The following is a 23,521-nucleotide window of genomic DNA, read 5'->3' on the forward strand; positions in this document are numbered from 1 at the left end:
AGCATCCATCCTGTTATTCCACTTTTCACACCTAAACCAATGATGCGATTGCCTGTTTCAAGCGTCCTCCGTTTGCGTTAAGTACTTGCTCTGCTTCTTTTGCATCTAACCCCGATTTAATCATCATAATTGCCAACTTACAGTTCATAGATGCTTTTTCAAGTGTTTCTGCGGCGGTTGATGTATCTACACCAGTCGTGTTCATGATGATACGAATCGAGCGATCTACGAGCTTAAAATTACTAGCCTTCAGATCAACCATCAAGTTGTTGTACGTTTTTCCTAACTTGACCATTGTGCATGTTGTCAGCATATTAAGCACCAACTTCTGAGCAGTTCCTGCCTTTAATCGAGTCGAACCGCTAATGACCTCAGGTCCTACAACAGGTGTTATACAAACATCTACAATGGGTTCGAACTTTGAGCCTCTGTTGTTACAAACACCGATAGTGGCTGCTCCAAGTTCCTTTGCTTTCGCTAAAGCTGCAATAACGTAGTTTGCACTACCGCTTGCCGAAATCCCAATTAGTACATCTTTGTTTGTTACACCAATGCTTTCGATTAATGCGATCCCTTCATCCATATCGTCTTCACAGCCTTCAACCGCAGTACGCAAAGCAATATCACCACCAGCGATATAGCCCTGCACCAAGGAAGGATCTGTACCAAAGGTAGGAGGACATTCGGAAGCATCCAGAACACCTAATCTTCCTGATGAGCCAGCTCCTATGTAAAACATTCTTCCACCATTAGACAACCTATGATGTAGAATATCTACCGCCTTTGCAATCTGCGGAATCTCCTCAGTTATAGCTCTGGGGACCAGTGCATCTTGTTGATTCATTAACTGGATCATTTCTTCCGTAGTACATTCATCAATCATTAATGTGTCTGGATTCACAGCCTCTGTTGTCAATCCCGCAAGGTAGTCATTCATAGCCATCCTCCTTCTTCCCAGTCTCAATCTGTCACCTAGTTAACAAAACGTGTTATATTAACTTACAATTATTATGCTCTTATACTAATACAACACCATCGCTTCGTCAATAGATTTTGAAATATAATTTCATAAAGAAATTAAATTCTGATGTTTTATTTCATTTCTTACATACTATGTTATACCACATTTATAAAGCGCTTACAAGATACAATTTAAATTTTTACCAATTGCTTTGATCGCTATGGCTCTAAGGTTAAAGCGATTTAAAAAAATGTATTATTTGCTGATTATCGCTCCAAACGAAACATAAAGTTACATCATCCGCGTTCAACCGGATGATGTTTCGTCTTCGATTCCATTCATTTTCTTCCTCATTATTGTGTGCCAAGCTATTAATTATTGAATTAAACTACTTATTATATTCATTAGATCAACGTATTCATCATGTAGATAATCTAACATGGATTGATATGTAGTACATTTTAGTACACGAATAAGCGAATGAAATACAAAAAAAGGAAAGCATTGATCCATGATCAATGCTTTCCTTCACATTCATTCTATCAGAACCTAATTTCTAAGTTTTTTCTTTAATATATTATGCGTTTTTGTTAAGTAGGTTTTTACTTCTTCATATTCTGCACTTGCGACACCAGCAAATAATATGTCGATGATCGTAAGCATCGCAATACGTGAGCCCATAGCCCCACTGCGGATTGTTATTTCAGGTGTGGATATGCTCAGTACAATATCCGCCCGCTCCGCAAGCTCACTTTTATTGTACTTCGTAATCGCAATACATTTCGCTCTATTCTTTTGGGCAATTTCCAGTGCATCAATAATATCACTAGTTGCTCCAGAGTTAGAAATGAAAATGGCAACATCATCTTTCTCAAGTAAAGTTGCTGCCGTGAGCTGACTATGACCATCTGTATAGGCATGACACATCTTATTAATTCGCGAGAACTTCTGTTCCCCGTCCATACAAACGAGTCCCGAAGCACCTATTCCAAAGAAAACAATTCGCTTACTATGACATAGTAATTCTACAGCTCTTGTAATTTCTTTTCGATCAATAACACTAAGCGTATCCTCAATGGACTTGCAATTATTCAATGAAATATTTGATATAATTGTCGAGAGATCATCACCTGGCTGAATATCTGTATATTGAGCCTTTGAATCCTCATCACGAGAACCCAAAGATGCCGATATACTCACAATAAAATTGCGGTATCCGCTGTAACCCATCGTCTTACAGAAACGAAGGACAGATGCATCGCTTGTCTTACTCGATTGAGCCAATTCCTTAATCGACAAATGAGGGATCTCTTCCGTATTTTCTAAAATGTAATCTCCAACCAATCGTTCAACTGGTGTAAAACTCTCTCGCATATCACGAATTTTAATTAATACGTTGTCATTTAGACTCATAATCTACCTACTCTAGATTTAATTAACACCTTTATTAATATCATAAACAATATAAACAACCTATTTCAATAACAAAATACGTTTCGGCATATCAAAGCTAATATTAATTAATCTATTAAAATCATCCTACTCTTAGGACATCTGGTGACTTTACGTTGATTATAGCGTAATAAAGTTGTAAGGTATAGTCGATAATTATATACTTTCTGATATGGTGAAACAAGGGACCACAAAGGTCCCCGAAGATTCTTTCTATTGTTCTCAGCATACGTAATACGCATGTATTTTTAAATTTCACTGCCGTCTAAATATGACTCAATTTGTCAACTACATCCTGTGATGTAGCACCGTACTTGAACCATTTAATTTGCTAGCAAGCTGCTTTAATGTAGTCAAGAACACCGGCATGGCCGCTACACTTAGTAATAATAGTGCAATGATTAATACGAATGCTACCTGTATAAGTGTCGTTACCCGAAGGAATCAACGCGGCGCAGGTGATCCAACATCCCCTTCAAGCTCGTTATACCGCATCATCAGGAATATGCTGTAATCAACGCCCAGGGCTGCAATCAAGCCATCTAATGGCATTCCAAAAGCTGTCTGCAAGTTCTTCTTCGAGCTCAAGCGAATACAGTAACTCACCTTCTTCCATCATTTTAGCGAACATCTTCAAAGGGCCATATACAGTGCAGATCAATGCCATGGAAGGCAGGGGGCGTAACAATTTCTCCTCCTTACCTGATTTGTCTATATCTAGAATGAATTTTAATAAATGACCGAATATTGCTTTGCTATGTTCGTCTAAGTAATATCCATCTTCATGCAAGCCTTTCTTTTGCGATTTTTTTGCGCAAGAAATAAAGAGTTCTTTATAATGTAATAATGTACATAAAGACGGATTTGGAGGGAAATAAATGGCAAGTCGTAAATGGGTATTAATCATAGACGATGAAGATGATTTAGCGCGTCTGATGAAGGCTGTTTTACATAAAGAAGGTGTTCCAGACGTTGTAACTGCCGGGACCGTTGCAGAGGGTTGGGACAAGTTCCAGGAGTATAATCCTGAGCTTATATTGCTAGATATTATGCTCCCAGATGGAGAAGGATACGACTTATGCAGAAAAATTCGGGAAACATCAAATGCACCCATCTTATTTATGTCTGCAAAAGACGAGGAAATTAATAAGCTGTTAGGACTGGCGATAGGTGGCGATGATTATATTACTAAACCGTTCAGTCCGAAAGAAGTCGCTTATCGGGTAAAGGCACAACTGAGAAGAGCTGGCTTTACAGAAGAAAAAAAAGCTCCGAAAAGCTTACAAGCTGGCCCCTTTGAGCTTAGTGCCAATGAGACAGAATTAAAAAAGAATGGCGAGGTCCTCGTGCTAACCGCCAAAGAAGTCGGTTTAATGAGCTGTTTTATGCATCATCCCAATCAGATTCTAAGCAAAGAAACCTTGTTTGGACAGGCGTGGGGTGAGGACTTTTTTGGTTCCGATAATACAGTGATGGTACATATTCGGCGCTTACGCGAAAAAATTGAGGCAGACCCTTCAAATCCTTCCTTTATTTTGACGGTTAAAGGGTTAGGTTATAAATTAAATACCAAGGAGTGAGACTAGTTGAAATGGAAATTGACACTCCGCTTTTTAAGATCGGTTATGACTATTGTTGTGATCGTTGGTATTGTAAACGCGATTTTGTTCCTTTCCTTATTCGTTATAAAGGTAAATAATAATAACTTTGGCACTGAAGAGGCATCTGCAGAAACCTTTAGCCGAACCTTTTCACAATACGTAGAATTACAGGCTGGCAAACCTGTTGTGAACGAAGAAGGTCTCAAAAAACTACAAGAAATGAGCGCCTGGGTACAATTCTTGAATGACCAAGGGGAGCAAGCAGCAGCATTTTATACCCCTGAAGAATTGAAAACAGAGTATTCTCCTATTGAAATTGTACAAATGTATAAATATAAAGAATTAGATGCACGCACGACGGTTTTTGTCAGCGAAGCCCAACATTTCAGTTACTTTTTAGGGATTAATAATCCTAAAATAGGCCGCTACGTAATGACCTATGACTACGCTAAAATTTTCAAAGATGTTAATGTTTTTCTTTTCATTTTTTTAATCGTTGATGTGCTTATTGTAATCCTCATTGGATTTCTATTTGGGAAAAAGTTAACTGCACCCCTTCATACATTAATAGAGGGTATTCAACAGCTCAGGGAACGACGTTTTAAGAAGATGCCTACTCCCAAAGGTGTTTATGAAGATGTTTTTCGTAATATGAATGAACTATCTGAAAAGCTCGATCGACATGAAGAGGAACGTAAACGTCTAGATCAAATGCGTGAGGAATGGATTAGCAATGTTTCACATGACATGAAGACACCACTTGCTTCTATTCAAGGTTATGCAGAATTTATTAACGACAGTGCCACAGATCTAACAGCCCAAGAATTACAGGAATACACGTCAATTATCAAGAGTAAATCGATGTATATGAAAGATCTGTTAGATGACCTCAATTTAACGACACGTTTGCGTAATCACCAGCTATCCCTGCAATTTGAAGAGGTGAATCTCGTTCAGTTTCTACGAGAAATGACGATTGAACTTTTAAATGACCCGACCTTTGGTGAACGGCAGATAGAGTTTGAGGCAAATATGGTTAAAGCCGTACATAAAGTAGATAAAAAATTACTAAAACGAGCGATCCTTAACTTTATCTACAACGCGCTGGTGCATAACGATGAAAATGTTGTGGTGAAGATTCGAGTGGAAACCATTAGTCCGCATACCCAAATTACAATTTCTGATAATGGCCAGGGTATTCCAGCTAAAGATCTGGAACAGATTTTCGAACGCTACTATCGGGGTACAAACACAACGAGTAAGCATGGTACTGGTTTAGGAATGGCCATCGCAAGAGACATTATTTGGGCTCATGAGGGGAAACTCGATATGACGAGCATTGAGAATACCGGAACCACCATTACTATACTTTTATAATACAAATGCCTTACTTACTCATTAGGCAGAGAAAAGGGCTGTGCTCCATTACCTTTATTGGAGACAGCCCTTCTTCAATTTATTAGTTTTTTATTGCTTTTAGCGGAATATCCTCTACCTTCACTTCATCATATGAGGAGACTTGATCACCTTTTTTTACATACATTTTTAAGTAGGCGCCTTTACGAAGATTTTTTTGTGCATTAAATTCCAGTGGAATTGTATTCCCTTTGGCATTTGTAGCTTCTAGTGTATAGGAATAGGAAGTCATCACTGTACCATCACTCAGTTTATATTCATGGGGTTTCCCATCCTCTGTAATTTGTAAATAGTAATTTTCGGCATTCATGCGATTGAAATCAATCTTTGCTAGAGCAAAGACACCTACAACCCCAATAACAAACAAAATACCCATAGTAATTAGAAATTTTCTCATCTCAATCATCCTTCTGTTCTATTATTTAGTGTGATAATACGATTGTATGAAGCTACGGTTAAGAAATAATACAACCCATAAATTATGGTATAAGCAATCATCCAGAGCAACACTGGCTTTGCTAAATCTATCATCAGTAGACTAGAGAATGCTTTTAAAGCCACTACACTATGCAATAACCCTACTATAAGCGGTACAACAAAGATAACGAATACCTGTGACGCAATGGATTTCCGCATTTCTTTTGCACTGACACCCATTTTATGCAGCATATTGTACTGTGCTTTATCTTCTTCTGCCTCAGTTAAAACTTTAAAGTAAATGATACTGCCTGTTGCAGCCAGAAATACGAGTCCAAGGAAACTTCCTATAAAAAGTAGAGAACCCACACTTTCCAAGCTTGTTTGGTAGTCTTGAGGCCTGCTTGAAAATAGCGCTTCTTCAGGCAATTGGTTTGCAATTTTTGCAGATAAATCCACAGAGGCATCCTCTACCCCAAGAACACGATAGCGTAGCACTTCTCCATCATTCCGTAATACTTTATACTGTTCATCCGAGACTACAACTGTTATACCTGCTGTACCTGCATTTAATACGGTTTGTGTTTTAAAGCTTTGGAATGTGAGTGGATAGCCGTTGCCTGTTGTTATAGTTTTTCCTGTATACATAGGTGAGAACCTTTTGTTATATCCGATATCTAAAATAACCGCGTAGCCATCCTTTACATTTAATTTTTCTTTATGCTGTACATTTGCTAAGTTGTTGTATGTTTTTTCATTGATAACTGTATACCCTCTTTTATCAGAGCTATCGAACGAGGATCGCGAGTTTAATTCTTTCGTATGAAACGTAATGGATAGCGCTTCGATATTTTCATCGTATTTTGTAGCTGGCAGTACAGCACTTACTTGTTTATCCATTTCTGCATCTGTTAATTGATACATAAAGGTATTCGGATTAATCGTTTTTGCCGAGTCATTCGTATTGTAATACAGGCTATAGACCGCTCCACCGGCAGTTACTGTTGTAGCACTCAACACAGCAATCACAGTTAATGTACGTGCATTCCCACGGATACGATAGAGCAGCTGCGAAATGGTTATTACATGAAGGCCCTTCCACAGCCACTTTTCATTTTTCTTAATCATTGCTAACACAAAGCCAGTCACACAGTGGAACAATAAAAATGTACCCACAATTACCGTTGTTAAAATAATTAATACGGTCATGAGAAATCCGATTTTTGCCCATACCTTAGAAGTGAAAAGGTCCTGCATTGCAAGCCAATAGCCCAAGACAATAAGTAACACTCCAAGAACAGCTACTATCATAGATGGTTTAGGCGCCACTTCTCCCTTTTTGGAAGCATGAAATAAATCAATCAGCTTAAATTGATAGATCAAACGGTAGCCTTGAAACGATGTCACTAAGAAAATAACCAGAAATACGATAGCCGTGTTCATCGCTGCCGCCATTGAAAAAGTAAAGGGTGCTACAACGTCATAACCCATTAAATGAATCAAAATCGTCATAAATCCTTTTGAACAAAGGAAGCCAAATACAATCCCTACTATTAAAGAGAATAATCCTAATAATAAATTTTCAAAAAAGAGCATAAAACCGATTTGACGATTACGTACCCCCAGCAACGCATACAGTGCGACTTCTTTTTTACGTTTTTTCATAAAAAATGAATTGGAATAAGCTATAAATATGAACACGAAAAAGATAAGAATGACTGCCGCTCCACTCATTAGGGAACCCAGTTTTTGGGATGAAGCCGTCTGTTCTGCTATCGTATCACTATATTTTAAGGTCACAAATGTAAAGTAAATGATGATACTAAACACCATCGATGCGATGTATAAAAAATATTGCGAGAAGTTTCTGGCTATATTTTTTCTTGCTAGACTAAATAACGTCATCTACCTCACCCCCAATGGCCGCATGAACATCTAAGATCTCTTGGAAGAAGGCTTTGCGTGTCTGATCACGACGATAGATTTCTGTTGAAAATGAACCATCCTTAATGAAAATAATCCGGCGGCAGAAGCTTGCGGCAAAGGCATCATGGGTCACCATCATAATGGTCGAATTGTTATTTTCATTTAAAGTACTTAAGCTTTCCAATAAATCTGTTGCTGATTTGGAGTCAAGTGCACCTGTTGGTTCATCAGCCAAAATCAGTGCTGGCTCTGTCACGAGCGCTCTAGCCGCAGCGGTTCTTTGCTTTTGACCCCCAGAGATTTGGTAAGGATATTTCCCCAGTAAATCTTCAATCCCAAATACTTTAGAGATCTGAGTCACGAGGTGATTAATTTTCTTCGCTGGAATTTTGGCAATCGCCAGGGGAAGCAATATGTTCTCCTTTACTGTCAAGGAATCGAGTAAATTGTAATCTTGAAAGATGAACCCGAGATGTTCACGCCGGAAGTCTGACAAAGCTGCTTCCTTCAGATCATGAATACTCTTGTTCTTCATATATATCTTTCCTTCTGTTGGAGAATCTATGGTTGCTAACAAATTTAGCAAGGTTGATTTTCCCGCTCCGGAAGGTCCCATAATCCCTACAAACTCACCTTCATGAATGTCAAAAGACACGTTTTCCAACGCTGTGTAAGCAGCACTTAACTTCCCGTACACTTTTTTTACGTTTTCTACTTTTAATAATGGTTCCATTCATTTCACCTCATAATTTGCTGATACTTATACTATAGGCACCGAACCTTACAGCAAATTCATGCCAACCTTACAACAAGCTTAAATCTACAAAAAAAAGATACTCTGTAGCCATTTAAGACTACGGAGTATCCCTTTGCTATTGAATAGCATTCATTTTTTTCTGGTTGTATATAAATCAGAAGCTTCATCAAAGTAAAAGCGGCGTTTTTGTTTGCCAAACACGACTAATATAACATGAACGAACAATACGATCGTTAAAATGAGAGAGGTCAATCCAGCACCTAGCGTTAAGAATATAGATGCCTTATAAAATGGAGAATCCATTGATATTTCCACATTATTCAACGTTTTCGCAATGACTGTTATGAAGTACATCGCGTAAATGGCACCAAAGCGTTTAAATAATCGCTTGTTCGTTTCCACTCGACTTATTTTACTGTCATAGCGATAACGCATTATTTTCGTACCGATTGTCGATCCATTCCAAATCATCGGAATAATAAAAAAGGTTACAGAAAGTGTAATGGTGCTCGCAATAAATTCACTAACCATATTAACGTTGGTCATACTCAACACAACTTTAACTACTAGGTTGCTGATAAATAGATCAATAATAACAGCCAGTAACACAGACATCCCTCTTACTTCATCAAGTGCTAATAATCTTTCCGCTTTCTCCTTAATTTTCTTTTTTGACGGGAATAACGCCAACACAGCTGGAGCAATAAAGAACCCCAGTACACCGCCAGTAGTATTTAACAATAAATCATCCACATCAAAAATACGATAAGGGCAATTATAAATCCCGTAAATGCCGGTTACCTGTGTTATCTCATAAAATAAAGTTAATAAGAACGTGAAGCCTAGAGCTTTCTTCCAATATTTCTTATCATGAAAAAAGTATCGCAGATAAACACCAAAAGGTAATAATAGCAAGAAATTAAAAAACGCTTGATAGAATGAGGGTTGGCTAAATAATAGCCTATAAGTTGCAGGCTGTGATAACACGATGCCACTATTCCCAAAGGTGCCCACTATAAATTGAAATGGCATAAGTGAATAATGTTGTGTACCCGGTTTTTGAAGAGAACAAGTGTTACGTATTTCCGGCAACGGCAACAATACTAAAAATAACGCTGCTAGAAAGTAAAAGATAAACGAAAACGAAATTAACGTGGTAGAAAAGGGAAGGTAATTATATTTTCTATAGGTATAAATGAGCCATGGGATAAAAAAGGCAAATGCTAAAACGACAAAAAAGATCGCTGCCACAAAGATCGGTTGAGTATATGCTGACATTTCTAGTTCACACCCCAAAATGATTTAGTATTCATATTAACCATAAAACTGATTCTAATTCAACTGGAGTTGGAACATTTTATCAAATTTAAGGATCCTGTAATGTTGGCATCAATTTAATGTAAGGTTCGCAACTTATACTGACTCCTAGGCAAATAAAAATATTTTCAAAGGAGCACTATTAATGAATCCCTCCATTTCGCAAAAAGAAAGAATCATTTCACTCGACATCATTCGCGGACTTGCTCTTTTTGGCATTCTGCTTATAAATGTTGGAGCCTTTAAAGTTATTATGGAAGGAGATCCCTTACCAGACTATAGTGGCATTAATGGAATCATCCATAGCTTGATAATCATCTTCGTACAAAAAAAGTTCTTTTCTATTTTTTCATTCCTATTTGGTGTAGGTCTATACATTTTCGCCTCAAGAGCCGAAAGCCGGGGAGATAAACCCAGATGGCGTATGGCTAGACGTTTACTAATCCTTTTGCTGCTGGGAATCATTCATGTATTTATCTTTTGGGGAACCATTCTGCCCGCATATGCCATTATCGGATTGTTTCTGATCCCTTTTTATCACACAACGGTTTCTACACTTAAAAAGTGGCTTATGGGTATGACATCCATTTACATCATTTCCTTAGTGGTAAAAATATTCCTGCCTTCTCAAGGGGCAGTCTCATCTATTCTTGATATTTTTTCTAATGACGCTATACAAATCTTTATTATGTTTTTAGCTGGTTTTTTAACCGCAAAGTCAGGTTGGCTGACACATATACAAGAATTAACAAGACCCATTAGATGGATTCAAATGGTATCATTTCTGTTGTTCATTGGTTTTTCACTATGGATTTGGAACGCTTCTCAAAATGGGAACAGCAATGTAGATTCAGTTACGGGCTTAGGATCTCTCCCAACCACTTTGTTCTACTTAACAACATTATTTCTACTATTAGAAAATAAACAAATGGTGAAATTCCTGAAACCCATATCACGGGTGGGTCAAATGGCGTTTACAAATTATGTAGCACAAAGCATTATAGGGACGGCAATCATTTCAATGATAGGTCTCGAAGTCGTTTCACCAAAAGATATTCTCTACATCGCAGTTCTGATTTATATGATTCAAATCATTTTTAGCACCATTTGGTTCAAGTTTTTTTCCATGGGCCCTTTAGAAAAGGTTTGGCGCTTGATGACCTATGGAACAAAGCCTGCAATAAAACGATAAAAGCTTCGCTTTCCTCGCCTCAATTCAAGTCGGAATTTCTTATCTAAACCCAAAAACCCCTTTTAAAAAGGGGTTCTCAAGTTTAAGCGCTTTAACTTTTAGGCGACAGATCACAACATGAACTTTAAGAATTAGAGAATTAAGTCCAAAGCATCCTGCGAAATCCACACTTTATCTTTAATCATTACTGTCAGCAAATTTAGTTTCGTTGTTTTGCCATCCTGAATGGCGATATTTTTATCTATAGGCAGCTTGAGAACTTGGCCTGCTTTTTTCACTACAACAACCGGATTAGTCTTATCGGTCTTATCTAGGGTAATCGTAGCTCCTTTGGCCTTGAATTTATCACTGGATACGTACAGTGTATCCTGAAGCTGCGCCAGATTGAGTCCGGTTACTTCTTGAATATACTTATTCACATCCGTATTCTGGATTACACCGCTGTTCATGAAATCGGTCGGTTTAAAATTAGCCGGATGGTAGGCGAACAATCCAACTTCTTCCGATGTGTGATCATCCGTAGAGAAGGTTACTCCTATTTTATCCCCCAAAATTTTACCGATGACTGGCGAAAGGTTATCCTGCATTCCCAATCTGACTTGATCCGCTTCTTCTTTGGTTAGATCACTAAGTCCATAATTATCCGCAAGGACCTTTTTGAAATTGCTCTCATTAATACTGCCTTCAATGTAATAACTGGTGTGCTTCGCTTTCTTCAGCACGGAGATTAGGTCTTTGGTAGAATCATAGTTCGTCATATTGAGCCCGCCGGTAGCATGATCCGAAACCGATAAGACTGCTGTATTCCCGTCTTTTTCTGCAAAATCAACAGCGGCTTTGAAGGCTTTATCAAACGCTAAGGTTTCACTCATAATCCCCACTGGATCGTTATCATGACCATACCAGTCAATCTGGCTTGCTTCGACCATCAGAATAAAACCATTCTCGTTCTGTGACAACTTCTCTATCGCTACATTGGTCATTTCGGCAAGGCTCGGTTGCTTTTGCGGGTTCAGGTCAAAATCAGCATCCAGTGCTTCGGGGTTGAATAGTCCCCAGATTTTATTCGTTTTAGAATTCATTAAACCTGCTTTATCCGTTACGTATTCATACCCATTTGATTTCAGGATTTTGGTTAAATCTTCTCCGTCCTTGCGGTTAATGTCTTCTTTGCCGGGTACCAAATAACCGGAACCGCCCCCAAGTAGTACATCTACACCACTATAGACCATCTGTTCTGCAATAGACTGCGCATTGTCACGCGTGTATGCATGACTTAAAAATGTAGCTGGTGTCGCATCCGTTAATTCACAAGTGAATACTGTTCCTGTACTTTTCCCTGACATTCTCGCTGCATCCATAAGGGTAGGCAGAGGTTTGTTCATGTCCTCTGGTTTAACTGCGCTTACGAAAGGCATCGTTATTCGGTCTGGAAGTATGGATACCGTCTCACTCTTAACCTTATGGCCTGTGGCATAAGCCGTAGCTCCCGCAGCGGAATCTGTGGTCAGTGAATCCGTAGAATAGGTTCTCACCAGCCCGCTGAAATACTTATCCATCGCAAGCGCCTGACCTCCCTGATACCATCTGGCCAAGTTCACATCGGATAAGCTCATCCCATCCGTAATAAACAGGATTACGTTTTTGACCGATTTGTTGGTAGGAGCATCAGAGTTATTGGCGTAGGATGTTCCGTTGCCTGCTGCAAGCAGACTGCAAACCATAACTGTACTGCAAATTGTCCCGATAACCTTTTTGCGCATTTGAATCCTCCTCTAGCAGATTTTGTTAAGTACGTTACTAGTTTAAAGGAGGATTGTATGCGGGAGCAGCACCTATTCTCTTATTTTATATTAAATTCTATGCATATTTTGTCTTGACCTGTGCTACTGATATTTGTAAAAAAGGGGCGCCCTAGGGGCACCCTTTGCATTATTATTGTCTTATTACGAGGACATCTCGAGGCGCTCTACCCGTGCTTTGAATTTGGGAAATTTCGGAGCTTGTAAGGATACGGTCTACCAATATCAACGAAGATGTGACATTGTTAAAGTTAAAATTATTCAAGTTCGCTACGTTTTGGCTGCCACGGAATACACGGAACGATCCCTGAAAGTTAATTCGCGAAAATAGTACAAGCGTTACTTGAGAGCTCTGCACAACATTTCTGAGACGGAAACTCGAGAGAACGTTGTTAAACCGAAACGCTCCAAGATCACGAACCGCAACTCCTCCACGTCTGAATCGAATCCGGCGATTGGTAAAATTAGTACCCGACCAAAGAGTAAGACGTATATCACTGTTAGCCAACTAAATCAACTCCTTCTCTGAGATTGATATAGTCTATTACTAACTTCAAAGAACGGTACAAGACAAATACAGTTGTACAAATGATTGTTTTTCAGATTTCCCTACGGTGGTATTATCCAAATCACCGGGTCGAGCCTCGGATAGGTTAGCAGCTGAAGTGATTTTCCAGTTATATTCATCTAACTATTAGACACTTTCTTATACGTTAGGAGCGAATATGAAAAAAATAACTCAAACATTCGGGTATTTAGGTAGTACAATGTTGGCTGCAGCTTTACTGTCATGGATCTGCGTATTTTTGATTCACGGCTTACCTGGGGTCTATGTATGGATGGCACTTAAATTTATCATCCCAATTCTAGGTTTCGTAGGACCCACCCCAAACCCTCTTGCCGATTCTGCTCATGATCTGGTAAAAAGTGAAGCTATCTTTCCGAGGAGTTACCCTAGGAGGAATGGACAGCTTCAACAACTATGAAAAAAAGGCGTTAACGGATGCCTAAGCCCCGTCAACGCCTCCTCTATCCATTCATTGCATTCCTGCCTCTGCTGGAAGCGAATTATTACTTTTCCCCACTGCTTTAATCACGAAATTGTAGGCTTTAGCAGAATCTATGCCGTTTAATGTATAACTGTAACTCGTCTGACCGCTTACCGTCGGCACATACACGCTCCAATTTGTGCTGACTTTATCATTTTTCTCATAAATCCGGTAACCTCGCACAGGCTCAGAGCTATTTGTTGGCGCTTTCCACGAAAGAACTGCACGGTTCCCTGACTGTCTTACTGCGCTTGGATTTTCGACAATGCCGGGTTTGACATCAGTCCGTTTAATACTGTAAGCATCATAGACGGCAAGAGGTTTATCTTTAACTGCTGTATAGGATGTGAATTTCAGCACTTCGCTTGTAATGGAAACATCCACGAACATTTTCTTGTTGGGCTGGTCGTTTTTTGCTGCAAAAAAAGTGTCTGCATCTGGATTAATGGCATAAAATTTCGAAGCGGCCGAGTTGCCCATCAGATACACGGTCCCTTTGGGATTCAGCACATTTCCTTGCTCATCGGTAATAACATTCTTAATCGGAACATTGTTCAGCATTTGAAAAGACCTCATATACATATGGTCATGTCCCTCAAACACCATATCCACACCCAGCTCATCAAATACAGGAATTAGATATTTCCGGTAAAATTCTACCCGGTCACTTTCTGCCGAAGCATTATCCCCTGAAGAATACGCTCCCTTATGCATCGAGACGAATTTCCACTTCTTGTCGGTCTTTGCCACTTGATTCCGCATCCATTCCAATTGCTTCGTGAATTGAATATCCGCTTTATACGGCTTAACCTCCCCTTCGTACTGGGAATTGATCTGCATAAACAGGGCATCGCCGTATTCGAAAGCATATACCGACCCGTCATGAGCGCCCGTCCCGACATCTTTTGGAAGATTAAAATGGTTATAGAAGTTGTTATTCGGATAATCCTCTATCTCATGGTTGCCGATAATCGGTGCAAATGGCACATTGGCAAATTCTTTTTTCGGCACACCTAAGAACCACTGCCACAACTGCTCCAGATCACCGTCATCCGTTAGATCCCCTGTAAGAAGAACAAACTTGGGATCTACCGTTTTCTCAATAGCTCTCTTAAAAGTATCCTGCCACAGATCGAAATTCGATTTACTTGAGCCTTGGGTGTCGGTTACATAGAGGAAATGGAAATCCTGATTATCCGCCTTGTCCGTGGTAAAAGAACCCGCCTCGCTCCAGCCGTCCGCATCACCGTTACCGGCCCGGTAGATATACTTAGTTCCAGGCTTAAGACCGCTTGCAATAACCTTGTGGCTAGCGAACTTTTTATACTTTTTGGAGCTTCTGTCTCCTGATGTCATTAAGGTTTCAATAACTGTTACGCTGCCCTCATAAGAAGCTGCCAGTTGTTCCGGGAACTCGCTTCCTCCCGCATTGGCGGCCTCCACTACTTGCACTACTGTACCTCTGACGGTTTCGGCTGTATACCAGTCAAAGGCAATACTTGTCTTCGGGTCTCCATTAAAAGTCATGTTCAGAAGCGTTGGTGTTTTGATGCCGGTATCCGGAGACTTCATCTTAAAGCTCCAGGTAATATCGTTCTCAGGTGTCCGGCCATCCGTAGTCCCCTTAACAAGCTCTTTAGGGACGGTCACGTTGTAAGTTTTGCCGGCAGTGAAAGTAGGGTGGCTGACTTTGACTGTGTCTTGACCGAGGAGTGAAGCAGAAATGTTGGTAAGAGGAAGATTGTTTTCTGTGATTACAACTTGATAACTACTGTCGAGACTGATGGCTTTGTTAAACTTCACGGTGATCTCTGCGTTAAGGGGAACATCTGCAGCCCCTGAAGCGGGAGTTTTGCTTACCTCAAGTGTGGGAGTGTTCCCAGGTTCGCCGCTGCTGCGTGTTCCTTTAATTATCACATCTTTGATTCTGCTTGAGCCTGAGCTGGACACCGTTCCCCCGCTTACGCTTTTCGCAGAGTTTACCACCCAGCGGATATAGAGTACATCTTGATTGTTTGTTCCGGCAGGTAAAGCGAGGTTAGTTAATTTGCAGGAATTATTGGAACAATTAAAATTGTTCTGGGCTAGAACAAGGTTGCCGCCCGTAACATCTATCCATTCCTGTTGATCTATACTGTATTGCACCTTAAAATCCCTGGGTCCTGTACTTGAAGAGGTTTGCTGTGAAGAGAGGAAGATACCTTCGAAGCCTTGGGTAGAAAGCGTGGCAAGCCAGTATTTTAGGCCCGTTCCTTCATGCCAGCCCTGGTTGCGTACGCTGTTCTCACTTGACTCATAGGTGTACGCATCCGTATTAGTTCCTACATCACGAATGGATGAAGACGTCTGATATACCCCGCCGGTAGCCGGAAATACACCGTTTTCGCCTTTGTCTTTAAAAATCCACTGGGCAATCGTTTCCTGAACTGCAGTTGCTTCACTTACAAGGTCTTCCTCAATTTCTTCCCTTCCTGCTGAGACAAAACCGGTCAATTCCACGGCAAGCAGCAAACCTATAACCATTAGACTGATTACCTTGTAAAATCTATTTTTGAGATAAGATTGGTTGTTATCCATTCAGCCCATCTCCCTCTTCCTTAATCTCACTTATCATCGAACCGCCGTCTCCGAGAAGAACGGCGGTTCTGCCCTTACCTTCCGGTTATTGGAGTTCCCAGTCAGTGACTTGAAGGATTGCCGAATCTGCACCCTTCAGGTCTGTCTCTCCCATGTTCAGCAAATTGCTCCACTGCTTCACACGGTTCTTGCCGTTAGGCGGAGAGTTGTACTCATTAGTATCCACAATCTTGGTCCGTTCTTTATAAAATTTGGTCATAAAAGTCTTCTCATCCGTGCTGCTTCCGGATTTACCCAAAAGCCCTTGAAGGGTCTCGGAGCCGCCGGTAGCTCCATGGTTCAGCGCTGCATCCACGAAGGAACCAATAGTTAATGCCGAGTTAAAGCCGCGTTTGCGGGCCTGCTCCACACTGTATTTAATATAGATATTGTAGAACGTTTTCCACATAGCCTCTCTCCACTCGGGATCATTTTGCAAATTGCCGATTTTTCTGCAGAAGCTCTCTTCGCTTTCATTGATTTCGAGGATCTTCCCTTTCATCGAACCCTTAACACCGATCCGGGCCAATGCGCCTTTAACCGAAGGATTACTCGCGCCTTTGGCAGCGTCATATGCCTTGAACAGATCCGGACCGTCGGGACCGGTATCATTTGAGCCGCCTGTAGTCGCACCGAATATTCCAATCGTATACCCGCGGTCATCATCAATATCTTCACAATATCCGTAAAAATTGATCCAGTTCAGATCGTCCTGCTCCGGTTTGTTGACAAGCATCATAATATTGTTCCACTGCTCACCATCCAGACCTGTGTTGTCACGCAAGAATTGAAGTGTTGCCGGTGAGAAATTAGAATCAGGGTTCCCTGCCGCATAACTTTTCTGTTGAGATGTTTTGGACAGACAGCCATAAGAAAAAATCATTGAAAAACTGAGCAGAATCATCAATGAAAATTTCATCTTCTTGGAAACCTTACTCTTCGTTGAATTTAGCACAGCAATCTCTCCTTTAATTGAATAGTTTAAGCGCTTTAACTTTTAGTGGCAGTGAACCTTATCCCTAACCTATCTGAGCATGACAGCCCTCCTTTTTCCAACACTTGGTAATTCAATTTAAGCTTATCTCAAAAACTTTGTCCAAACAGCACGTATTTTCTTGTAAATATTAATTTTTATACATATGTTGCTACAAACCATAGATTAAGTCTACAATCCTCTTAGGAGGTGCTGAATGAAACCGGTATTTTATGAGTCTACTCTTTTTGACATCAGCCGCAAGAAACAGGTATACACCAGCATGCCTTCAAGACACTATCATGATGCATATGAGATTCTGTATTTAATATCCGGGGATTTTTATTATTTTATAGGGGACAGAACTTACCAGGTTGCGGGCGGAACACTGCTATTTATGGATATTCACGAAATGCACAAACTGGTCAATTCCGGCTGCAATATGTATGAACGGGTTACACTCCTGTTTAAAAAAGAATTCCTGCAGCATTTCTGCACCGGCAGTCAATGTGAGGAACTGCTCGAATTGTTCAAAAGTGATTACCGCGCTTTGAAGATGACCGGGATGGATCAATATTTCATCGAACAGCTTTTTCAGAAAATGATCCAGGAGGGGAAGAAGCAAGCCCGCGGATATGAACAGTACCAACAAATATTATTGGTGGAGCTGCTTCTCTATCTTAATCGTAAACTATTTGACAGCCGCGTAGCTTCATTTGTAGAATCCAATCGTACACATAAGAAAGTCCTGGACATCGTTAATTATGTAAATCAACATTATATGGAACCGCTTAAGCTCTGTGAGATTTCACGGCAATTCGAAATAAGCTCTTCCTACCTTTGCCGTACTTTTAAAGAATCCACCGGGTTCAGCTTCATTGAATATATCAATAACATCCGCATTAAAAAAGCGCGTGATTTGCTGGTTGGCTCTTCTTTTAATGTTACTGAAATTGCGGGAATGGTTGGGTTCGATAACACTTCCCACTTTGGACGAACCTTCAAATTAATAATGGGCATCTCGCCGCTCTGCTTCCGCAAACAATTTAAGTCTTAATAACAAATCACTGGAATACGTCAAGACATTTCATCAAGCCTAACAAATTGCAAGTTTCTTGCCTGTAGTTGGTTTAGCACTTCTTCTAAAGCTTGCAGCATAAAATAAGGAGCATGCCGGTCCGCGCCCGCAGTCTCTCCGCTGTCGTGAAGTAAAACAACGGAGCCATCGGTGATTCCACCTAATAAAATGGCCTGCATCCGGGTTTGACAGGCCCGGATGTTCCAGTCACTCGCCTTCAGCGACCATAGAACAATTCGATACTGCTTGTGCCGAAAGAAATCAAATAGATTGATTAATCCCCAGGGTGGACGGTAATGATTGGGTCTGATTCCGACAATAGACTCTATAATATCAGCGGAGCGTTCCAGATGTTCTCGCCTAATTGTACTGGGCAGCATCAGCCAATTAGAGGTATGGCAGTAATTATGGATGCCAATCTGATGGCCTTCCCGATCCATCCTTCTGATCAGATCTGGATACTGCTCCGCTCGCGATCCAAGCACGAAAAAAGTAGCCTTCACTTGATGTAACTTCAATAAATCCAGCAATTCCGGCGTATATTTCGGATGTGGCCCATCATCAAAAGTGAATGCCACCTGTTTTTCTACCGTTCCTTTGCGAAAAACACCAAAGCCGCTCACTCGCGTAATCAAACTTGGAATAAACATGTAAAGAGTAGCGGCACATAGTATTCCTCCTATCAGATATGTAAGTATGATTACACCTCCTTATAACAAGCATAAGACCTATCCAGAGTAGTTCTGTCCGGGTGAAAATCGATTTTTCAGTGAGGCGCGTGAATGGATCAGTAACATCGGGACCAGTTGCTCTGTTCGCCGATTGATTCTTTGTCTCCCTTCAGGATGCATGGCAGACAGCAGCAATCGAAGATAGATGGTGGTGATGCGTTCGAAAACGCCGGACTTTATATTTTGTTGTTCAAAACCAAGACCGTGCGTTAATCCCCGATGGAGCAGTGTAATCCCCAATAAAGCCTTGACCTGCCTGAACTCCGACTGCGATTCGAACGCTTCATTGATTTGCTGCATTGATTTGCGCAGCATGCGAGCCGTTTGCAGTGCGGCACGATCCGATCCTTCGGACCGGATCAACTTCAGGATTCTTTCATTGTCGAGGTGGAGTTCTCCCACCCACTCTCCCTGATTGATGACCGTGGCGTCTTGGCATACAATAGGCTGTCCCCGGTGCTTTTTTAGCATCACGGTACATATACCAAAGCGTGACTTATGTGATCCGCGAAAATGTGAAAGCAACGCAAAAGTTTTTTCCCACATCATCCAGACGGACTGCACCGTGTTTTTACGTATTTTGAAACCCAACTTTTTCACCATCCTTAAAACGGTTATTGTCTCTCATTTCATCCATTGTACCTAACGAAACTTTCTTTTTTCCTAACGTCTACTTCTATTTGACGCTATTCACCGGAATTTCTCTGCGTGTAAATCTAAATTTTTGGCATCTAGTTAAAAAAACTTTCTGACCTAAAAAAAGGACAAAATTTAGTAGGTCTTAAATTAGACAACTTCTGCAAGAAAATCCAACTACATAAAGAAAAACCCATGTCTCTTGGACATGAGTTTCGGATGTTATCTTTTTGACTAAATCAATCTGGTTTCACTATCATTCCAAACTACCCAACTCTACCACATCTCCGCTGGTGGCCTTCACGGCATAATCACAATCCAGCTTTCCGCACAGCACATACCTCTTCTGCCCAGGATCATACACATATACGGGTGTTAATTCGAACCATCCCTTGAGCTTGTCATAAGCTTCGTCATGGCTCACAGCAATTTTCCCTTCACTCTTGAATTCATCAAACGTATCGAGCATTAGCTTGTTATCCATATAATTTATAACCTTATAATTGTTCGTATCGATGAACAGAAGGAGCTTACGCTGAAAAATACGATTACTTGATACATTCTTCCTCAATGTCGCTTGAATATGTCCTCTTTCCCGATGTAAAGTCTTCAATATCCATTGTCCGGATTCTTCCGGATAGAGCTGGCTTAAACCAATTTCGACTGCGGTTATACATTGGGCTTGTTCTATGTCTGTGATTGAAAATGAATCTGGATGCGGCTCACGTGCTATTGCCTGTTCGATTGTAACCACTTCTTGCAGACGGATCTCCGTCCTTGCGAACTGTTTCGTGTCCGCTTGCTCCCACTGCATTACTTGATCAATATTCAGTCGTGCTCTCGTTCCTGATATCATCTCAAATGGAATTGTGGTTGTTCCATCATTTGTAATGTAGATTTCTTCTATCCCATAGATCGGCAGGAGATGCTTCATCTCGTACACTGGATATTCTATAAGCTGTAGTTGGTTTTTAGCCAGTAGCTCTACCGCTTGAAGCGTGAGAGAATAATCCTCTTTTTGCACAAGGGAGCTGGAAGGAAACTGGCCATAGACACTATAAAAAATAATCCTACCTTCCCCATCGAAGCGTAACTCCATTCGCCCGCCGGGAGAGATAGGTATACCGTCTATACATTCGGCAAAATAATATTCTCCTCTTTCTTCCTTCAATAGGTAGAATTGTTTACCATATTCAAGCCCTACTTCAGCTTCCATCCACTGAATAACGCCGTTTAATTCAATGTTTTGGAACGGTGTTCGATTTGCATAAGATTTCCCTCCAACAAAAATAACACTTTTATAGTTATTGGATAGCAAGTCAAGCGTAATGACTGCAGTTCCTTCCGGATTATAATCTTCCTTCCATTCCTTAATGTGAGAAGGAAACCATTCCATACTAAGCAAATAGCCGGTTTCTCCCAGCATCGTAACTTCACGATAAATTTCATTTGTATGTAAATAGTAGTTGTCCAGTCCATAGGTTTGCTGTGTAGCATTAACTAGTTCTTTGATTCGGAAATCCATATCAGTGCACCCCACAAAATTGATACCTATATCATATCATTACTTAGCAATGATTATGAAGCGCAGCGAATCATATCTCCTACATATTCTACGATCTTATGTAACGGGTTTTGCTGGTGTTCAGAAAATGATCAGTAGCTTGGGGTTTAATAATGCAGAGTGTATCAATCGATTGGACAAGTCAGGAAAATTCACCCTGCTGACTCAGACCTTGCCAGAATACTAAACGTGTATAGTGAACACATATTTTAATGGAGGTATATCATCATGATTGACATCATCGACGGAAATGCGGCATTAATACATTTTTTTCCACTTCCGGCGCATCTTTATTCTAAGAATATTGCTTGTATTGTTGCTGTGGCGCATGCAGAAGAACGGGGTCCAAATTTAACAGGCCTCATAAATGCTCTATACTCGAAGGGATATACAGATCTTGAACATCTATTAGATTCCACATGGAAAAAACTATACCAAGTTCCGAGGTTGGGCCAGCAAAGACTGGTGCTTCTACTTAGTTTACTAGAACGAATTTCTGCAGATCCCAAGACTATAGAAACCTATACAGCTGTCCCTCATGTTACCATCCACAGTAAAAAGGAAATGAAAGAATTAACTTTAAAGAGGATCATTAAGAAGTATAACGAAACATCTGTAGAGGTATTAACTGAAGACACCGAAAAAGAAGCTCGTTTAAAGAAAATTAAAGATAGACTCCGAGAAATGGGGATGATCGTATAACAAAACCCCGTCAGTATAGTGAAGTGCACCCCTTAGAATAGACATTGGACAAACCTCTGGGTCATTCCGATTTCTATTCTAGGGGTGTGACTTTCAATTCATTTAGTAATCGCGCGCTGCATCGAACCAGCGTTGAGCCATCTCCTCTGTGATAGGCTGGCCAATCAGGTGGTCAGACTGGCTAAGTTGCCATACCGCTTCACCAAGGTCTTCTCGTTCGGTGGTTTCGATGCCCTTAAGATTGTTGAAGCGCACGGTGAAAGCGGTAATGGCGGCCTCGGCTTCAGCAAAGCTACGGGCTTCGGACAAGGTTACCTGTGCAACGTTGTAAGCTTCATTAGCCAGCTTGGCTAGACGTTTAGCCCAGGAGGAGAATGGGCGGCCAAACTCGGTCGTCCACCACTCTGGCTTTCGTAATTGGCTCACTGAAGCATGGTCGGTCCAAGGACGGGTTTCAGCGCGAGTTTTCATTTGCTTTTTTATACGCTTGCCAGCGCTTTCTTCGACATTGTAGGCGATGAATCTGTCAAGCAACGGCCACGCGTTCAAGGTCGGCAAGTCCCCCAGATCAGGCATGAAGCGCAGCTCCAGATTCGTTAACTGGGTATGATGAGCTAATAAATTCAGGTCGCAGAAGTTTCCCCACAAACTCAGTGATTTAAGGTTTGGGTACCGGTTTAGACACTCTAGCGAGATGGGCTGTCCCAGCGGTGCGTTATGTAGCGTCAAACTCGTTACCTGGTGCAGCTCCCCCATATCGGGCAGCAAAAAAGGGGGATCATTCTTACGTCGGCCGGTGCGCGGTGCTAGTGTAAGAGAAGATGGCATATCACCTGTGGCCGAGAAGCGTGATAGATCGCCGGACACACTCAGGCGGAAAGGCTGCTTCGGAAGTATTAGGCTAAGGGACCTCCCGGATGCTTCCAACTCGACATGCAAGCCATGCAAATTGGACTGACTGGCGTCCGCCACCGTGTCTGCAGACAGGATCGGAGTCCATGTCATCTCTTCAATGGGACGTTTCTGTGCCCAGTCAAAGAAGCTTGAATCACTGCCTGTATAATGCAGAAATCGCGGCCAGGGAGAGCCAGCCGGTGTGGCAAAGACATCGAATACGGTCCAATCGATAGGCGCATCAGACGCGACATGAAGGTCAACCTTTTTCCCCAATTGCGACGGACCCATGGATAGACTGCCCACACCGGGCTTAAGGACAAGAGTATGACTACGTGGACCTGTCAGGTTGATAGGATAACTACCAACTTCTCTAACAGAACCAGCTGAAGGACCAGCTTGGCTATCATTTGGCATTTCTATCATCCTTTCCTCTA

Annotated in this window: 19 protein-coding genes and 1 pseudogene; 5 read left to right on the plus strand and 15 right to left on the minus strand. The window is 41.1% G+C overall.

What is annotated here, in order from left to right; all coding sequences use genetic code 11:
* Positions 1–31: 31 nt before the first annotated feature.
* The 4 genes and pseudogenes from murQ to MHH89_RS10685 form a co-directional block, all read right to left on the minus strand.
* Complete coding sequence (gene murQ / locus MHH89_RS10670) at positions 32–937, minus strand: N-acetylmuramic acid 6-phosphate etherase (protein ID WP_076182833.1); 906 nt, start codon at positions 935–937, stop codon at positions 32–34.
* 573 nt (positions 938–1,510) lie between these two features.
* Positions 1,511–2,374: a MurR/RpiR family transcriptional regulator gene (locus tag MHH89_RS10675; protein ID WP_042129113.1), complete on the minus strand. Its 864-nt coding sequence runs from the start codon at positions 2,372–2,374 to the stop codon at positions 1,511–1,513.
* A 327-nt stretch (positions 2,375–2,701) separates the two neighbouring features.
* Positions 2,702–2,950, minus strand: a pseudogene (locus MHH89_RS10680) (hypothetical protein); the annotation flags it as partial.
* On the minus strand, positions 2,928–3,320 hold the full coding sequence (locus tag MHH89_RS10685; RefSeq protein ID WP_341087092.1) for a hypothetical protein: 393 nt from the start codon (positions 3,318–3,320) through the stop codon (positions 2,928–2,930). The gene MHH89_RS10685 and the pseudogene MHH89_RS10680, both read right to left, overlap by 23 nt.
* On the opposite strand from MHH89_RS10685, the gene MHH89_RS10690 reads away from it, so the two are divergent.
* Positions 3,292–3,993: a response regulator transcription factor gene (locus MHH89_RS10690; protein WP_076127196.1), complete on the plus strand. Its 702-nt coding sequence runs from the start codon at positions 3,292–3,294 to the stop codon at positions 3,991–3,993. The two genes, MHH89_RS10685 and MHH89_RS10690, sit on opposite strands and share 29 nt — an antisense overlap.
* A gap of 6 nt (positions 3,994–3,999) precedes the next feature.
* Positions 4,000–5,391, plus strand: a complete 1,392-nt coding sequence (locus MHH89_RS10695) for a sensor histidine kinase (RefSeq protein WP_341087094.1) — start codon at positions 4,000–4,002, stop codon at positions 5,389–5,391.
* Positions 5,392–5,473: 82 nt separating this feature from the next.
* Here the strand turns inward: MHH89_RS10695 and MHH89_RS10700 are convergent, their stop codons facing one another.
* From MHH89_RS10700 to MHH89_RS10715, 4 genes are all read right to left on the minus strand, one after another.
* Complete coding sequence (locus tag MHH89_RS10700; protein ID WP_076278684.1) at positions 5,474–5,827, minus strand: YxeA family protein; 354 nt, start codon at positions 5,825–5,827, stop codon at positions 5,474–5,476.
* Between the two features lie 5 nt (positions 5,828–5,832).
* Positions 5,833–7,752 (minus strand): ABC transporter permease, encoded by a 1,920-nt coding sequence (locus tag MHH89_RS10705; RefSeq protein WP_341087095.1) that lies wholly within the window; start codon positions 7,750–7,752, stop codon positions 5,833–5,835.
* Positions 7,739–8,506, minus strand: a complete 768-nt coding sequence (locus MHH89_RS10710) for an ABC transporter ATP-binding protein (RefSeq protein ID WP_038572078.1) — start codon at positions 8,504–8,506, stop codon at positions 7,739–7,741. Before MHH89_RS10710 ends, MHH89_RS10705 begins: the two co-directional genes overlap by 14 nt.
* A 153-nt stretch (positions 8,507–8,659) precedes the next feature.
* On the minus strand, positions 8,660–9,808 hold the full coding sequence (locus tag MHH89_RS10715) for a VanZ family protein (protein WP_076190757.1): 1,149 nt from the start codon (positions 9,806–9,808) through the stop codon (positions 8,660–8,662).
* Positions 9,809–9,992: 184 nt separating this feature from the next.
* On the opposite strand from MHH89_RS10715, the gene MHH89_RS10720 reads away from it, so the two are divergent.
* On the plus strand, positions 9,993–11,039 hold the full coding sequence (locus MHH89_RS10720; protein WP_312148234.1) for a DUF418 domain-containing protein: 1,047 nt from the start codon (positions 9,993–9,995) through the stop codon (positions 11,037–11,039).
* A gap of 131 nt (positions 11,040–11,170) precedes the next feature.
* On the opposite strand, the gene MHH89_RS10725 is transcribed toward MHH89_RS10720, so the two are convergent.
* The 3 genes from MHH89_RS10725 to MHH89_RS10735 all read right to left on the minus strand — a co-directional run bounded on the left by MHH89_RS10725 (position 11,171) and on the right by MHH89_RS10735 (position 17,425).
* Entirely contained in the window at positions 11,171–12,802 is a 1,632-nt protein-coding gene (locus MHH89_RS10725; RefSeq protein ID WP_341087097.1) for an alkaline phosphatase, read from the minus strand.
* 1,076 nt (positions 12,803–13,878) lie between these two features.
* A complete protein-coding gene (locus tag MHH89_RS10730) occupies positions 13,879–16,467 on the minus strand; it encodes a metallophosphoesterase (RefSeq protein ID WP_341087100.1) in 2,589 nt (862 codons plus the stop codon).
* A gap of 85 nt (positions 16,468–16,552) precedes the next feature.
* A complete protein-coding gene (locus MHH89_RS10735) occupies positions 16,553–17,425 on the minus strand; it encodes a chitosanase (RefSeq protein ID WP_076127377.1) in 873 nt (290 codons plus the stop codon).
* Positions 17,426–17,696: 271 nt separating this feature from the next.
* Here MHH89_RS10735 and MHH89_RS10740 point away from each other — a divergent pair, with 271 nt between their 5' ends.
* Complete coding sequence (locus MHH89_RS10740; RefSeq protein WP_076190747.1) at positions 17,697–18,536, plus strand: AraC family transcriptional regulator; 840 nt, start codon at positions 17,697–17,699, stop codon at positions 18,534–18,536.
* A 20-nt stretch (positions 18,537–18,556) separates the two neighbouring features.
* Here MHH89_RS10740 and MHH89_RS10745 read toward each other — a convergent pair whose 3' ends face one another.
* The 3 genes from MHH89_RS10745 to MHH89_RS10755 all read right to left on the minus strand — a co-directional run bounded on the left by MHH89_RS10745 (position 18,557) and on the right by MHH89_RS10755 (position 21,449).
* Complete coding sequence (locus MHH89_RS10745) at positions 18,557–19,207, minus strand: polysaccharide deacetylase family protein (protein WP_175618995.1); 651 nt, start codon at positions 19,205–19,207, stop codon at positions 18,557–18,559.
* 78 nt (positions 19,208–19,285) lie between these two features.
* Entirely contained in the window at positions 19,286–19,891 is a 606-nt protein-coding gene (locus tag MHH89_RS10750) for a YkoP family protein (RefSeq protein WP_256716011.1), read from the minus strand.
* Between the two features lie 289 nt (positions 19,892–20,180).
* A complete protein-coding gene (locus tag MHH89_RS10755) occupies positions 20,181–21,449 on the minus strand; it encodes a hypothetical protein (RefSeq protein ID WP_076281564.1) in 1,269 nt (422 codons plus the stop codon).
* Between the two features lie 267 nt (positions 21,450–21,716).
* On the opposite strand from MHH89_RS10755, the gene MHH89_RS10760 reads away from it, so the two are divergent.
* The gene (locus MHH89_RS10760; RefSeq protein WP_076281563.1) at positions 21,717–22,190 is read left to right on the plus strand and encodes a hypothetical protein; all 474 of its coding nucleotides are present in this window, start codon (positions 21,717–21,719) and stop codon (positions 22,188–22,190) included.
* Between the two features lie 102 nt (positions 22,191–22,292).
* Here the strand turns inward: MHH89_RS10760 and MHH89_RS10765 are convergent, their stop codons facing one another.
* Positions 22,293–23,501, minus strand: coding sequence for a hypothetical protein (locus MHH89_RS10765; protein WP_076281562.1), 1,209 nt, complete (start codon positions 23,499–23,501; stop codon positions 22,293–22,295).
* Positions 23,502–23,521: the final 20 nt, after the last annotated feature.

The sequence above is a fragment of the Paenibacillus sp. FSL H7-0323 genome (assembly GCF_038002725.1).
GTDB classification, from domain to species: domain Bacteria; phylum Bacillota; class Bacilli; order Paenibacillales; family Paenibacillaceae; genus Paenibacillus_AQ; species Paenibacillus_AQ odorifer.

Bases quoted from the DNA above. Each gene is read 5' to 3' on its own strand.
- murQ (WP_076182833.1), bottom strand. From the start codon at position 937: ATGAATGACTACCTTGCGGGATTGACAACAGAGGCTGTGAATCCAGAC.
- MHH89_RS10685 (WP_341087092.1), bottom strand. From the start codon at position 3,320: ATGATTAATACCCATTTACGACTTGCCATTTATTTCCCTCCAAATCCG.
- MHH89_RS10700 (WP_076278684.1), bottom strand. From the start codon at position 5,827: ATGAGAAAATTTCTAATTACTATGGGTATTTTGTTTGTTATTGGGGTT.
- MHH89_RS10760 (WP_076281563.1), top strand. From the start codon at position 21,717: ATGATTGACATCATCGACGGAAATGCGGCATTAATACATTTTTTTCCA.
- MHH89_RS10735 (WP_076127377.1), bottom strand. From the start codon at position 17,425: ATGAAATTTTCATTGATGATTCTGCTCAGTTTTTCAATGATTTTTTCT.
- MHH89_RS10705 (WP_341087095.1), bottom strand. From the start codon at position 7,752: ATGACGTTATTTAGTCTAGCAAGAAAAAATATAGCCAGAAACTTCTCG.
- MHH89_RS10720 (WP_312148234.1), top strand. From the start codon at position 9,993: ATGAATCCCTCCATTTCGCAAAAAGAAAGAATCATTTCACTCGACATC.
- MHH89_RS10750 (WP_256716011.1), bottom strand. From the start codon at position 19,891: ATGGTGAAAAAGTTGGGTTTCAAAATACGTAAAAACACGGTGCAGTCC.
- MHH89_RS10710 (WP_038572078.1), bottom strand. From the start codon at position 8,506: ATGGAACCATTATTAAAAGTAGAAAACGTAAAAAAAGTGTACGGGAAG.
- MHH89_RS10765 (WP_076281562.1), bottom strand. From the start codon at position 23,501: ATGCCAAATGATAGCCAAGCTGGTCCTTCAGCTGGTTCTGTTAGAGAA.
- MHH89_RS10675 (WP_042129113.1), bottom strand. From the start codon at position 2,374: ATGAGTCTAAATGACAACGTATTAATTAAAATTCGTGATATGCGAGAG.
- MHH89_RS10730 (WP_341087100.1), bottom strand. From the start codon at position 16,467: ATGGATAACAACCAATCTTATCTCAAAAATAGATTTTACAAGGTAATC.
- MHH89_RS10740 (WP_076190747.1), top strand. From the start codon at position 17,697: ATGAAACCGGTATTTTATGAGTCTACTCTTTTTGACATCAGCCGCAAG.
- MHH89_RS10725 (WP_341087097.1), bottom strand. From the start codon at position 12,802: ATGCGCAAAAAGGTTATCGGGACAATTTGCAGTACAGTTATGGTTTGC.
- MHH89_RS10690 (WP_076127196.1), top strand. From the start codon at position 3,292: ATGGCAAGTCGTAAATGGGTATTAATCATAGACGATGAAGATGATTTA.
- MHH89_RS10755 (WP_076281564.1), bottom strand. From the start codon at position 21,449: ATGGATTTCCGAATCAAAGAACTAGTTAATGCTACACAGCAAACCTAT.
- MHH89_RS10715 (WP_076190757.1), bottom strand. From the start codon at position 9,808: ATGTCAGCATATACTCAACCGATCTTTGTGGCAGCGATCTTTTTTGTC.
- MHH89_RS10745 (WP_175618995.1), bottom strand. From the start codon at position 19,207: ATGTTTATTCCAAGTTTGATTACGCGAGTGAGCGGCTTTGGTGTTTTT.